This is a genomic window from Paenibacillus marinisediminis (genome assembly GCF_054343325.1).
This window is the reverse complement of record NZ_JBTGUH010000005.1, coordinates 92,145-105,597: the sequence shown is the minus strand read 5'-3', so window position 1 is coordinate 105,597 and position 13,453 is coordinate 92,145. Positions and strand designations below refer to the sequence as shown.

Genomic DNA, 13,453 nt, shown 5'->3' with positions numbered 1-13,453 from the left:
AAGGTCGATTTATCTCCGTATGATGCTGTAAATAGAAAGAGAGCAGCCACTAAAGTAGAAGCATCTACTTCTAGGCTAGTCTCTTTCTTATTATCCGGACACACGATCCGTTATTTGTGGCAAACAGTGCAATATTACTGCTCTAGCGGACCGTAGAGCCGCTATTCGCACTAAATGAGCACAAAATCGATCATTTTGAAGCAAATAAGGTATTCTGTGTCCGCCAAAACTCCAAACAAGCTGTTTTTTCGAAAATAGCGGCCCCTGTGTCCGCTACAACGAGCTGCATCACCGATTCACCTCCGAACGCCGCTAGTTATAAGACTGAAAGTAAGTAATTGACACACGATCCGTTATTTGCGGCAAACAGCGCAATATTACTGCTCTAACGGACCGTAGAGCCGTTATTTGCACCGAATGAGCACAAAATCGATCATTTTGAAGCAAATAAGGTCTTCTGTGTCCGCCAAACCTCCAAACAAGCCGGTTTTTACGAAAATAGCGGCTCCTGTGTCCGCTACAAGTGGAGGCAACGCCGATTTACCGCCGAACGCCGCTGTAAATAGAAAGAGACCAGCCTCAGAAGTAGAAGAATCTACTTCTCGGCCAGTCTCTCGGAATATCGTTATGCGTTCTCTATGATTGTGTTATAAGTTGTGCGGTCTGTGTGCTTCACGAGCTGGATCAGGAGCTCTTTCGCTGCATCGATGTCATCCGTATGCACGATGGAAGCCGGTGTGTGGATGTAACGTCCAACAACACCGATGATCGTCGATGGAACACCTTTGCCGCTGAGGTGAACTTGTCCTGCATCTGTGCCGCCTGGCGATACGAAGTACTGGTACGGGATCTTGTACGTATCTGCAATGTCCTGCACGAATTCGATCAGACCGCGATGTGTGATCATCGTTGGGTCGAAGATGCGAAGCAAGGCACCCCTGCCGAGATGTCCGAATGAGTTCTTGTCGCCTGTCATATCGTTAGCCGCGCTGCAATCCAGTCCGTAGAAGATGTCTGGCTGGATCAGGTTCGCCGCTACGCGAGCGCCGCGCAAGCCCACTTCTTCTTGTACTGTCGCGCCAGCGAATAAGATGTTAGGCAGTTGAATCTTATTGCGATGTACTTCCTTCAGAAGCTCAATCGTAAGGCCGACACCGTAACGGTTGTCCCATGCCTTCGCCATGATCTTCTTCGGATTGAGCATCGGCGTGAAGTCGCATACAGGAACGATCTGCTGTCCAGGACGAATGCCTGCTGCTTCGGCATCCTCGCGGCTGTCTGCGCCTACATCAATATACATAACCTTTGGATCAACAGGCTTGTTAGCTGTTGCTTCATCTAGTAGATGCTTAGGAATGGAGCCGACTACACCGCGGATAGGGCCGTTTGGTGTAATGACATCTACCTGTTGAGCGAGAACAACTTGTCCCCACCAGCCGCCAAGCGTCGTAAACTTAATCATACCGGTATCTGTAATCTGAGTGGACATGAAGCCAACTTCATCCAAGTGTCCTGCAACCATAACGCGAGGGCCTTCTTCATTGCCGCGAACGACGCCGTAGATGCCGCCGAGCGCATCGTGAATCAGCTCATCCGTATACTTTGAAATCTCTTCCTTTACAACGGAGCGCAGCCCGCGTTCGAAGCCGGACGCTGCAGGGAACTCTGTCAACTTGCGGAATAAATCCAATGTTTCTTGTTGCATGTTAGTTACTCCTTTTTTGACCAATTAAGAGTCGTTTCCAACTCATGGTCATGTACTAGTGATATTTATAAGTATTAATTTATTTTATCCAAGGGTCAAGTCATATAGCAGATTTGGTTCTGGATAAAACTCATTAACAGCTAGGTTGACACAGCAAAGACCGCTAATCATGAAGAAGAGCGGTCACTGTATGGTAGCTACGCTTGCTTCGCAGCAACAAACGCGTCGATGCGTGCCATAACATCGTTTGTTACCTGCGCCAAGCGAGCTTTAGCGTCTTCATTGGATTCGCCTTTTACAGCGAAGTACATCTTGATCTTCGGCTCTGTGCCGGAAGGGCGCAGCGTAAACCAGCTTCCGTCTGCAAGATGGTATTTGAGTACATTTTCTTTCGGCAGATCATAAAGTCCCAGCGCGAAATCTTCAGTCTTCGCGATCGCAATTCCGCCAGCTTCAGTTGGAGCATTCGCTCTCCAGTCTTCCATGATGCCTTGGATGATCGCTACACCTTCTACGCCCTTCAATGTACGAGTCTGCAGGCCTTCGAGGTAATAGCCATGCTCCTTGTACAATTGCTGCAGTACTTCATACAGAGTCAAGCCCTGAGTCTTATAATAAGCGCCTGCTTCACAGATGAGCATAGCGGCAATGACAGCGTCCTTATCGCGAGCGTAGTTGCCCGCCAAGTAGCCGTAGCTTTCTTCGTAGCCGAAAATAAATGTATGTTCGCCCGTTTGGTCGAACTGAGTCATCTTCTCACCGATATATTTGAAGCCTGTCAGTGTGTTCAGAACCGACATGCCGAAAGACTTCGCAATTTCAGCGCCGAGCTCGCTCGTTACAATGGTTTTGATAACGGCGCCATTCTCTGGAAGCGTGCCTTTGCGCTTCATAGAATCGAGCATGTAGTGAACCATGATTGCTCCAGCTTGATTACCGCTTAGCACAACATATTCGCCGTTCGCATCTTTAACTACAGCGCCCATACGGTCTGCATCTGGGTCAGTACCCATAATGATGTCCGCATCCCATTCCTTCGCTTGGTTGATGGCGATGGTGAACGCTTCACGCTCTTCCGGATTCGGCGACTTCACAGTTGGGAAGCTGCCGTCTGGCTGCTCTTGCTCTGCAACTACGCGTACTTGCTGGAAGCCGATGGTCTCTAACACACGGCGTACCGGCATATTGCCTGTACCGTGCAGCGGCGTATAGAGGACGCGGAAGTTATCGCTTGTCTCGCGGATCACTTCAGGGTTCTGGCTAACTGCCGACACAGCCTTGATATAGGCTTGGTCCATCTCTTCGCCAAGCCATACGAGCATACCTTGCGCCTCTGCTTCTGCTTGCGACAGCTTCTTCACTTCAGCAAGCGAAGAAATCGCGCGGATCTCGGTAATAATTTTATTTGCAGACTCTGGCGTCACTTGTCCGCCGTCGTCGCCATATACTTTGTAGCCGTTGTATTCTGGTGGATTGTGACTCGCCGTAACGACGATACCAGCGCTTGCTTGAAGGGTGCGAACAGCGAAAGACAGCTCCGGTGTCGGACGAAGGCTTTCGAATAAGTACGCCTTTACACCGTTTCCTGCAAGCACGAGCGCGGCTTCGAGTGCAAATTCAGGAGAGAAATGGCGGGAGTCATAAGCAATCGCTACAGATGGTGCAGCAACAGAGGCATTCAGGAATTGAGCCAAGCCTTGAGTTGCTTTACCGACTGTATGAAGATTGATGCGGTTTGTGCCGGCCCCGATAACTCCGCGGAGTCCGCCAGTGCCAAACGCTAAATCTGTATAGAAGCGATCGATGATTTCTTTCTCATTTCCCGCGATATCGTGAAGTTGTTGTTTCAGTGCTGGATCGACCAGCGCATCATTGAGCCACGCTTGATACATGTCGTGGGCGCGTTGTTCCATAGTCAACGTACTTCCTCCTTCAAGGCCATTAGAATGCCTATTGCAACAATATTTCCCAGATAATTAGATTAAATGGGATGCATAACCTATATTGTAATAGATTTTGGCTTACTCTGCATGTGACAATTAGTATCCATTTCATGGTTATGCTTGATGTGGTGAAAAAAGAGCATTTCTATATGAAAGGGTTTCATGATCGGACGTAAAAAAAGTCGTCCATCCCCAGCCAGAGCTAGGTGAGGGACGACTTGCCGAGCTTCTTCAATAAAAGAATCAACGTGTCCTGTTCTTCTGTGGTTAAGTGCGCGCAAGCATCGTGTATGACTTGAGCATGCTCAGGAAACACGCATTCCATCAATGATTCGCCATCAGCAGTTAGCTGAATGTTAATGACGCGACGATCCTGATCGGATGCCTGCCGAACGATAAGACCTTTGCTGGACAGCTTATCGATGACATAAGTCATCGTGCCGCTCGCAAGCAGTATCTTTTGTCCGATCTGTTGGATCGGTGTAGGACCCTTGTGAAACAGCAGTTCTAAGACCGCAAACTCAGATGGATTCAACTCATAGCGCTTCATATCTTGCTGGGCGGTATCCATGAGAGAACGGGAGGCTCGCGACAATACAACCATTAATTTTAAACTGCGTTGAATGTCGGGTTCGTAAACGTCCAAATGATTGTTAGGGCTCATCGCATTCACCTTCTTATCAATTTCTCGAAAAATAATATCTTGAACTAGAGATGAATATAGCATTGCGAGGAATAGCTGTCAACTATTGATGTGAAGAATCAATCCCGTACTCCTATTTGATCCAAAAATAAAAAAGCTGCAGAACGAATCTGCAGCAGGAATTAACATCTAGGCTATAGAATGCGAGCATCCAAGGATTAATTGAATCCTATATTTGGGTCTAATTTCTCGCGGACAGTGACTGGAACGCTATCGATATCGACGAGTTCATAATCGCCGACCGTATGGTTGCCATTTGCATCAATCGTTCCTCTGACGAGAACGAGGAGTAGAGAGTTGAGATGTAAGTTGTTTGGGGTGCTGAATGATATAGTGCAAGCTTCACCAGCTTCATCATAGGCCACAAGATAGTAATAATATAGAGGGTCCTCTTTTCCTTGCAGCTTCTCCGCTGGCTTCAGCATACCGTCTTCGGTAATGCGAACATACATCTTTTTGGTACCCCAATGTTGCGCTATATTAATAAGGTCATCATCGGGTGTAACCATAATATAGACCAGTAGAAAAGCCATAAAAATAATAGCCATGCCAGATGCTATAATCTTTTTCATGGTTCCACCTTTAATTATGAATAGTGATACATACATTATAATGGGCAGGAAGGACGGTTCTCAATAGTGTATAGTGACACTAAGCTTACGTTTTTGTAAGCTTCAGATTTTGTAAGGGATTTCAAACCATTTTTTACAATAAAATAGTTTTATGAAACCGATTGCTTTTAAGGAAGCTCAGATGTAGAATGGCTTTAAATTAAAGGGGCATTTCCTTGTTCAGCAACACAGCCAGATTCAAAGTACCAGACTCAAAGGGAGTGTATGGTCATCTTTACTTCTAAGTTTAAGTTTCGCCGCAAATTCTCGGATAGTCGGAAAAATCTGTGGATAGCCACAATAGAAGGTGTTCCGTCTGTTATCGCGATGACATTGCTCGGCGGACCGTTTCTGACAGGGTATCTGCTCTATTTGGGTGCGTCTTCCAGTCAGATCGGGTTTGTATTGGCCATCACGACATTCGTTAACATCTCACAGATAGGTTTTGCATTCCTGCTGCAAAAGATTACCTATCCAAAATGGGCAATGTTTTGGTTGGTATGCGTCCATCGACTGTTATGGGGAGCGACCGGCTTAATACCGTTTCTGTTCGATAAAGAATGGTGGGTATCCAGCTATATCGTGATGTACACGATAGCATTTTTGGCTAGCGCGGGCGCTGGAATCATATGGACGAATATGATGGGGGATATCGTACCTGCATCTGTTCGCGGACGCTACTTCGGTATTCGCAATACGTTGATTAATGCGATTGGCAGCATCGTCTTGTTTGTCGGCGGTCAGATACTGGATGCTTATCCAGGCAGCCAAGGGTTCCAGATCTTATTTATCATTATCCTGATATTTAACCTCTGGGATATTGCCATGTTCATCTTTTTCCCTAATCTGCCGCTCGAAAAGTCTACAGAGATAAGCTTTCGCGGGATGTTTATGAAGCCTCTGCGCGATCAAAAGTTTATACGTGCGGTCATGCTGCTTGCGTGCTGGTTGTTTGTGCAAAACATCATTCTTCCATTCTACTCGTATATGATGTTGGACATTCTTCATGTCAGCTACAATCTAGTATCGATCATCATTGTCGTTCAGACGCTGGCGACGATGTCCAGCATGTACGTATGGGGAAATTTGAATACCAAGTACAGTAATACGTTTCTGCTCCTATGCACGATGCCGATCATTGCGCTGTCCTGTCTCTCATGGGGATTAACACTGGTTATGCCGACAGTAGTAGGCCTGATCATTGCGCATGCGCTCGTTGGTATCGGAACTGGAGGCTTTAACCAGATGGCGTTCAACTTTATCATTGGGGATACGCCGAAGAGCGAGCGCCCCATGTTTATTGCGACGTATTCGGCCATCACAGGCTTTGCTACGTTCCTAGGGCCGATCATCGGAGGCCGGTTGTTCGATTGGATGAAAGGTACGCCGCTATGGGTGCAAACAGTAGGCATCACGGGAGTTATCGGTATCATCATGTTGATATTGGCGGCAACCTGGGGGCGTAAGGCATTGTTGGCTAACGGCAAGAGAATCATGCCTCATAAGTCCATTGAGGTACAACAGTAATAAGTCATTAAACCTAAAAGTCTTCTTGTATAGAAGAGCGGGCATGCAGCTGCTAACCTTCTGTACGAGGAGACTATTTTTATTCCTTCAGTTGTGATACGGACGCTTTGGGCGGAATGGTACCGTAATGGCGAGAAGTCCAAGTAGGGCGGCAAGTCCAATGGCCGAGTACAATATAGGCAAATGGCTCTTGTTAGCGACTGCGATGCCAATATAAGCCCAGACGTACACCAGCATAAACACAGGTGTGCGGTAAGGGACACCGACCAGCCAGGCAAGAAAGGTGCCTGAAACGAGTATAATGACTGTCCACACCTCGCTGTCCAAGCCCCATCCGCTCCAGTTTAATTCATATAGGACCACGCTTACGTTTATGATCGTCGCAACGCTGACCCAGCCCAAGTAGATGGTGAACGGCAAGCGAACCAACCATTGCTGTCCCTTGCTTGGAGCCTTGAATCCACGAAGATTCATATGTATAAACACGAGACTCGTCAGCAAGCCCAGCATGGCGATTAAGGACAGCCAGACCTGCGAATATAAATAGTGCCACAGCACAATCCATGAGATATTGAAGAAGCAGCTCAACACGAACAATGGTCCGAGTCGGAGTGCAATCTGATGATGCTTCGGCTGTAGTTGATAAATGATAAAGACAAGAAGCAGGACATAGATCAGTCCCCAGATTGTAAAGGTATAAGGGGCAGGTGTGATCAGGACAGGGAACATGGCGGATATTTGTCCTGTCGTATAGCCGTTCAGGGGAATGAGCTCCGCTAAACCGTTGATGATGATAACCGCGATCAGGGAGAACAGGTTCCACCATTTTAATGAAACAGGCTCAAACATGTGACATATCCTCCTGTAAAGCACTTTTTTATAGTTTAAACCATCTTATCATCACCATACGGTGGACTTGCTGTAAATATGACGTTCAAACTTATAATATAAATAGCTGGTATGCATGTATTTTCAATCTATACCTTTGCATAGGAGAAGGGGGAGCGTGTAAGATAAGGGCAGTATACGAATGTTACACGACGAAGGAGGAGTAAGTATGGCATTGGGAGCCAGAGTCCTCAAGACCGGCATAGCGGTTACGTTGGCGCTGTATGTCAGCATGCTCTTGGGGCAGTCGTCACCTGTCATTGCGGCGATTTCCGCTATATTCGCGATGCAGCCTTCCATTTACCGGTCGTGGCGATACTTGCTGGAGCAGCTACAATCTAATACACTCGGTGCGGCAATAGCATTGCTTGCAGGGATGTCGTTCTCCAACGACCCGATTACAGTTGGGATTACATGCATTATTGTGATTATGATATGTCTGAAATTGAAGATGGAAGAAACAATTGGTTTGACAGTGGTGACCGTCATCTTAGTGATGGAAGCTTCCGGCCAATGGCATTATGCGCTTGATCGATTCATGCAGATTATAGTCGGAATCGGAGCGGCGTCTTTCATTAATATTGTGTTTCTACCTCCTAAACCAAGGGTGCAATTTATGAACCAGATCGACTCGGTGTTCAATCGGATGTCCCTGCTCTTGCGCACGGTCATATCGGATGAGATGAAGGAAACCGCTTTTCGTGAGGAGAAGCAAGCGCTGGAGGACGGCATTAAATCATTACGTGATAAATACAAGCTGTTTGAAGAGGAAACGAAGAAGGTGAAGCGGGCGAAGTACCGCAAGTCGCGTCAAATCGTCGTGTACAAGCAACTGCTGCGTACCTTGTACAAGGGGCTGGAAGTGCTGGAGGCGATCGAGAGCCATTATTTTCAGTCAACCCCTTCAGCTGAGATCCATCAGGCATTTGATATGCATCTGGAGAACCTGATCAAGGGTCATGAACATGTCCTGCTTAAATTCGATGGTAAAGTAAAGCCCGATGTGGACGATATGGAGCTTCTCGAAGAGAAAAATGCCAGATTTCTTCATGATATGATGAAGGAAATTACTCAATATGATGAGGGGATGCATCGCTTATCGATCGTAGCTGCAGCATGCTATGAATACGGGTTCCAGATTATCCGCTTGGGTCGATTAGTCGGTCATGTGGATAAAGATAACGAATGAATACTGGCTGGTGCTGTCAAGCATTGAAAGCGTGCATGATCAATATGTGTAGAATCCTGAGGACCGTCAAGTGGAGTATTGCCTGCTGACGGTCTTTTATTTGGCAATTGAAAATTAACGTTCTGTAATGATTTCTCTATCATTTTTCGATATAATAGCTGCCAGACGACTAGAGTTAACTTGGGTTAACTAGAGTTGACAACGAAAGGATGATAGAAATGAAACTTCGTCGACTAACGGCGATCTGTCTGATGCTGTCCCTAGGAGCGGCACTTGTTCTAAGTGGCTGCGGAACGGACAAGCCTGCTGAAGGTCAAGGGACAACGCAGACTAGTGAAGTCGATCCAGCCATGACTCCGCAGGATGGGAAATCAGATCAAGAATCGAAAGACCAAGAATCTAAAGATCCTGAATCGAAAGATAAAGAGAATAAGAGCGAGGAAACAAGCGCGATTGCAGAAATTCAGTCCGAATACGCACTAAGCAAGACGATTGAGGAGCAAGGAGGCAAGCAGGTCGTTACTAATCCCAATTCGATCTACGTCGTTGTGAACAAGGAGCGTTTCCTGCCAGAAGGATATGAGCCGCCTGACCTGGTCGAGCCGCAGGTGAAATTTTCATTTGAAGAGCCGCATGAGAAGCGCCATATGCGCAAGGAAGCAGCAGATGCATTGGAGCAGTTATTTGCACAGGCTAAAGAAGATGGGATCGAGCTGAACGCAGTATCCGGATACCGTTCCGAAAAACGCCAAACCTCACTGTACAGTCACTATGTTGAGACACAAGGTGAAGAGTATGCGAATCGAGTCAGCGCAAAGCCGGGAACGAGCGAGCATCAGACCGGATTAACGATTGATGTATCCAGTCCTAGCGTCAATAATGAGCTGGAGCAGGTATTTGGCGATTCCGAAGAAGGCAAATGGTTGGCTGAACATGCACATGATTCAGGATTCATCATCCGCTATCCGAAGGATGGGGAAGAGATCACGGGATACATGTACGAGCCATGGCATATTCGTTATGTTGGTGTAGATGCCGCAACTGCTATTTATGAACAAGGAATCACATTGGAGCAATTTTTATCATCATCTAACTAATTGAACCAGGATTTATCTGGACATGAAATAAGCCCGCATCACGGTTCTTACCGTGGGCGGGCTTATTTGTTGTGCTAATGGATGCCGAATCTCAAGTTCAACACCCATTAGACATTTGACCATATGCTTCAGAAGTCGTTAAGACTCAGCCTAAGCCGAGTGATAACGCCACATCTTCGGCTTGGTCATCAGGACGCCGGGTTTATGGTTGACCTCCCAAGCGTCAATTCTATAATGTGCAGAATGATTCGTAATTATTCAGCTTACTTGATAAGTTCTTTTAGTCGGGCAAATTCAGCAATTGTACTCGTACTGGAGTCGTGCGATAGCCACTCTTCTTGATTATAGGACAGGATCTCCTTGCGAAGCTGAAGCATCTTGCGGTCCAGCTCATCTACCGCACGCGCCGCGTCGGTCAATTCTTTCGTGACATGAGGCGGAACATGCTGATCGAACTTGTAAAATATGATGTGTTCCAGGCTCGCCCAGAAATCCATTGCCAAAGTACGCAGTTGAATCTCAACATAAACCCACCGTGTTTCTTCAAAAAGGATAAGCGGCACTTGAACGATCACGTGCAGACTCTGATATCCATTGGGCTTCGGATTCGCGATATAATCCTTGATCTCGATGATGCGGATATCTTCGCGTGTCTTCATATGTTCGAGAATCAGATAGATATCCTTGACAAAAGCACATACAATTCTCATGCCCGCCACATCGTAGATCTGGTTCACGATCGTGTCGAGCGAGAGGGGGAGTCCTTTGCGTTGCATCTTATGAAAGATGCTGTTTGGTTCCTTAATTCGCGTCTTAATATGTTCGAAAGGGGAATAACCGTGCTTTATGTTCCACTCTGTCTGTATCACCTTAAACTTCGTTTCTAATTCTTCAAGAGCCAGTTCATACAGAGCGGGCAGCTGCTTCACTTCTTCATACTGTTTTAAGATCAAATCGGGCCTGGACATGTCTTGAATCCACTCCTTCTAATGCGGCATTCCGAAAATTGTTAATTACTACTGTCTATGACGCTATCTAGAATGCTGTTACCTCCATTGTAACGGATAACATATGCTTATTTCAAAACACAATCCTCACTTAGAACTGTTTCCCTTCCAGGCCTCAGTCAAGAAGCGGCTGATTTCCTGCTTCTTTCCGTGCAGCAGAGCGGGAGAGCTGATGTACAGTTCTTCTTTGGCGCGCGTTATTCCAACATATAATAGTCGCCGCTCTTCTTCTAGCATTTCCTGCAGTACAGCAGCATCGTTAGGGGCTACGCTCGCATCTCGTGCTTGAGAGCGGATGGCGGAAGACGCTTCTTTCTCTGCTGGAGGCTTGTCTTTCAGTGACGAGCGATGGGGCAGCAGTTCTTCTGTGACACCTAGCAAAAAGACACAAGGATATTCAAGCCCCTTCGCGCGATGAATCGTCATGCATGTTAACGCATCTTCATCTCCAGCTGAAGGATGATGACCGTTCACACGGCTCTGCTGCAGCGCACGCAGCTCGTCGATATGAGCGAGAAACGCCGCCACGGTATCAAAGCGCTTCGCTGCGCTTTCGAGCTCTTCCAGCGTTTCTGCGGCGGCTTCCTGGTAGGCTGTCGCTTTATCCCCGCTCGTGGCTGTTGTATATTTATCATAGAACTCTCGCCGCATATCGCGGACGGCGAGATGTGGTTTCATATCCGCGAGCTTCTTAATATAACGAATTCGCGGCTTGACGGCGTCCTGCTGGAAGGGAGCTAGTCCCGGGCAGGTCTGCAGATGAATGAGCGGATATTTCTTCGCTCGTTTCTGTTCCGCCTGTTGGATGTAAGTTAAGCCTGATTCGCGCGAGACATACAGGGCGGCTATCGCGCTGCCTAGCGCATCAAATTCGCGCGGATTCAGAGAGAGCCGTAGATGATCGATCAGCGGCTTCACGAGCGCATGATCGTAGAATAAGGGCTCCGCGCCGTATTGAACGAAGGGGATGCCGCTCATCGTCAGGTGCTCCACCATCGCGCGGCTCGCGTTAGCCGTGCGGTACAGCACAGCAATATCCTTGTAGCTGCGTCCTTCCTTCTCCACAAGATCGCGGATCCGTTCTGTGACCAGCTCTGCTTCCTGTTCGGCATCGCTTGGATGCAAGTAAGCAGGCATTCGCTGATGTTCACCCAAGTGAACGGCGGACATCGTCTTCGCGAGCCGCTCCTTATTATGCTGGATAACGGCATTGCCTAAGCCGATAATGGCGGGTGTGGAGCGAAAGTTTCGATCCAGCGTCACCTGCTGCGCATCGGGATACATGTCCTTGAAGCCGGTAATGTAGCGATGATTAGCACCGTTGAACGTATAGATCGTCTGATCATCGTCGCCGAACACGGCGAGATTATGGTGCTTCGACGTAATATGCTTCAGCAAGCGAAGCTGGATAGGTGTTGTATCTTGATACTCGTCCACCATTACATATTGAAATCGCCGTGACAGCTTGGCCACTAGCTCGCTGTCGCTGTCGAGCAGCTCCAATGTATCGAGCAGCAGGTCGTCGAAGTCCTTCAGCCCGCGCTCGCGCTTCTGGGCTTCGAAGCGCAGCATGGCGCGCTGCATCTCGCGCTCAGCGGGACCGTCCGTGTTCCATTCGGACGGCTGCTCTCCGCGCGACTTGAGCGCGGACAGCGCCGCAAGCACGGTCTCGGCCTGCAGGTTATCCTGCAGACCGAGCTCCCGTATGACGCGGCGCATAAAGCCATGGCGGGCGCGTTCCTCCGCCAGGAGCTTGAACGGCGGCGCGTAAGCCTGCAGCAGGGTAAGCGCGAACGAATGGAACGTTCGCGCTTGCACGCGCCGCGCCATGGCGGCGGTCACGCCCGGCAGGCGGCTGAGGCGCCCGCGCATCTCGGCCGCCGCCTTATTGGTGAACGTGACGAGCCAGAGCGCCTCAGGCGCTGCCCCGTGCACGGCAAGCAGGTAGCCGGCTCGCGCGGTCAGCACCGACGTCTTGCCCGAGCCGGCGCCTGCTAGGCAGAGCAGCGGGCCGCGGGCATGCCGCACGGCCTCGCGCTGCGCGGCGTGCAGGGCCAAGCCGCGTGCCTCGAGCGCGCGAAAGTAGCGCGCGTCCAGGTCGCTAGGCGCGGTCGCGGGCTCAGCCGCGCCGGCTGCAGCTATGGCCGCGCTCGGCGCGCTGCACGCGGCGGATACGCCGCTTGGCCTGCAAGTCCATTCAGCAAGCGGCAGATTCGCGGCTTGCTGCTCCTCTCGCTTCTGCGAGGAGGGTGAAGATGAAGAGGGATTCAACCGAACATTCCTCCATTTCCATGTCAATTTCTACTTCGACTGTTTAACTGGATGAAACGGACACAGAAGCCTCTATTTTGTGATTATTAGCCGTTTTTTGGATTTTGTGGACACAGAAGTCGTTATTTGTGACAAAATTAGCGTTTACTAGCTGATTTTGATCAAATAGCGGCTCTACGGTCCGTGAACATGGTGAAATAGAGGTTCTGGCTGCAAATAAGGGCTCGTGTGTCCGCCTTTGATTCATTCCTATATTCAGGAAGCGCACAGCTTCCATTACATGTACACAGCTTCTCTATTATAACGGTATTCTATGGAATGAGGGGAGTGTCGCGATAAACATGTTTTGGCAGAAGGATGCATACGTTGTCCTAAGGGATAAGCATTAGACAGAAGGGAAGGAAGGAGGACTGAACGTCGTATATTCAGGGTGGACTTCGTTTCAGTATTTCATGAATCCGTTTAATGGTTATTGCATTCATACCAGATATAATAGTAAATTTAACGTGACC

Annotated in this window: 10 protein-coding genes; 3 read left to right on the top strand and 7 right to left on the bottom strand. The window is 48.5% G+C overall.

Features of this window, described 5'->3' with window-relative positions; translation table 11 throughout:
- Positions 1-625 precede the first annotated feature (625 nt).
- The 4 genes from ACXX53_RS13405 to ACXX53_RS13390 form a co-directional block, all read right to left on the bottom strand.
- Positions 626-1,705 carry a M42 family metallopeptidase gene (locus ACXX53_RS13405; protein ID WP_458569157.1) on the bottom strand — a complete coding sequence of 360 codons (1,080 nt, stop codon included), beginning with the start codon at positions 1,703-1,705 and terminating at the stop codon, positions 626-628.
- Between the two features lie 197 nt (positions 1,706-1,902).
- Positions 1,903-3,618: a phospho-sugar mutase gene (locus tag ACXX53_RS13400; protein WP_458569332.1), complete on the bottom strand. Its 1,716-nt coding sequence runs from the start codon at positions 3,616-3,618 to the stop codon at positions 1,903-1,905.
- A 232-nt stretch (positions 3,619-3,850) separates the two neighbouring features.
- Positions 3,851-4,312, bottom strand: coding sequence for a MarR family winged helix-turn-helix transcriptional regulator (locus ACXX53_RS13395; protein WP_458569156.1), 462 nt, complete (start codon positions 4,310-4,312; stop codon positions 3,851-3,853).
- A 197-nt stretch (positions 4,313-4,509) separates the two neighbouring features.
- Positions 4,510-4,899: a DUF1093 domain-containing protein gene (locus tag ACXX53_RS13390; protein WP_458569155.1), complete on the bottom strand. Its 390-nt coding sequence runs from the start codon at positions 4,897-4,899 to the stop codon at positions 4,510-4,512.
- A 288-nt stretch (positions 4,900-5,187) separates the two neighbouring features.
- On the opposite strand from ACXX53_RS13390, the gene ACXX53_RS13385 reads away from it, so the two are divergent.
- Positions 5,188-6,489 (top strand): MFS transporter, encoded by a 1,302-nt coding sequence (locus ACXX53_RS13385; RefSeq protein WP_458569154.1) that lies wholly within the window; start codon positions 5,188-5,190, stop codon positions 6,487-6,489.
- 87 nt (positions 6,490-6,576) lie between these two features.
- Here ACXX53_RS13385 and ACXX53_RS13380 read toward each other — a convergent pair whose 3' ends face one another.
- Positions 6,577-7,338 carry a tryptophan-rich sensory protein gene (locus ACXX53_RS13380; RefSeq protein WP_458569153.1) on the bottom strand — a complete coding sequence of 254 codons (762 nt, stop codon included), beginning with the start codon at positions 7,336-7,338 and terminating at the stop codon, positions 6,577-6,579.
- A gap of 208 nt (positions 7,339-7,546) precedes the next feature.
- On the opposite strand from ACXX53_RS13380, the gene ACXX53_RS13375 reads away from it, so the two are divergent.
- On the top strand, positions 7,547-8,566 hold the full coding sequence (locus tag ACXX53_RS13375; RefSeq protein ID WP_458569152.1) for an FUSC family protein: 1,020 nt from the start codon (positions 7,547-7,549) through the stop codon (positions 8,564-8,566).
- Between the two features lie 218 nt (positions 8,567-8,784).
- Positions 8,785-9,663 (top strand): M15 family metallopeptidase, encoded by an 879-nt coding sequence (locus ACXX53_RS13370; protein ID WP_458569151.1) that lies wholly within the window; start codon positions 8,785-8,787, stop codon positions 9,661-9,663.
- Between the two features lie 263 nt (positions 9,664-9,926).
- Here the strand turns inward: ACXX53_RS13370 and ACXX53_RS13365 are convergent, their stop codons facing one another.
- Positions 9,927-10,631 (bottom strand): GTP pyrophosphokinase, encoded by a 705-nt coding sequence (locus ACXX53_RS13365; protein ID WP_458569150.1) that lies wholly within the window; start codon positions 10,629-10,631, stop codon positions 9,927-9,929.
- A 126-nt stretch (positions 10,632-10,757) separates the two neighbouring features.
- The gene (locus ACXX53_RS13360; RefSeq protein WP_458569149.1) at positions 10,758-12,941 is read right to left on the bottom strand and encodes an ATP-dependent helicase; all 2,184 of its coding nucleotides are present in this window, start codon (positions 12,939-12,941) and stop codon (positions 10,758-10,760) included.
- Positions 12,942-13,453: the final 512 nt, after the last annotated feature.

Excerpts from the sequence above, each read along its gene's own strand:
- ACXX53_RS13405 (WP_458569157.1), bottom strand. The coding sequence starts at position 1,705 with ATGCAACAAGAAACATTGGATTTATTCCGCAAGTTGACAGAGTTCCCT.
- ACXX53_RS13400 (WP_458569332.1), bottom strand. The coding sequence starts at position 3,618 with ATGGAACAACGCGCCCACGACATGTATCAAGCGTGGCTCAATGATGCG.
- ACXX53_RS13395 (WP_458569156.1), bottom strand. The coding sequence starts at position 4,312 with ATGAGCCCTAACAATCATTTGGACGTTTACGAACCCGACATTCAACGC.
- ACXX53_RS13390 (WP_458569155.1), bottom strand. The coding sequence starts at position 4,899 with ATGGCTATTATTTTTATGGCTTTTCTACTGGTCTATATTATGGTTACA.
- ACXX53_RS13385 (WP_458569154.1), top strand. The coding sequence starts at position 5,188 with ATGGTCATCTTTACTTCTAAGTTTAAGTTTCGCCGCAAATTCTCGGAT.
- ACXX53_RS13380 (WP_458569153.1), bottom strand. The coding sequence starts at position 7,338 with ATGTTTGAGCCTGTTTCATTAAAATGGTGGAACCTGTTCTCCCTGATC.
- ACXX53_RS13375 (WP_458569152.1), top strand. The coding sequence starts at position 7,547 with ATGGCATTGGGAGCCAGAGTCCTCAAGACCGGCATAGCGGTTACGTTG.
- ACXX53_RS13370 (WP_458569151.1), top strand. The coding sequence starts at position 8,785 with ATGAAACTTCGTCGACTAACGGCGATCTGTCTGATGCTGTCCCTAGGA.
- ACXX53_RS13365 (WP_458569150.1), bottom strand. The coding sequence starts at position 10,631 with ATGTCCAGGCCCGATTTGATCTTAAAACAGTATGAAGAAGTGAAGCAG.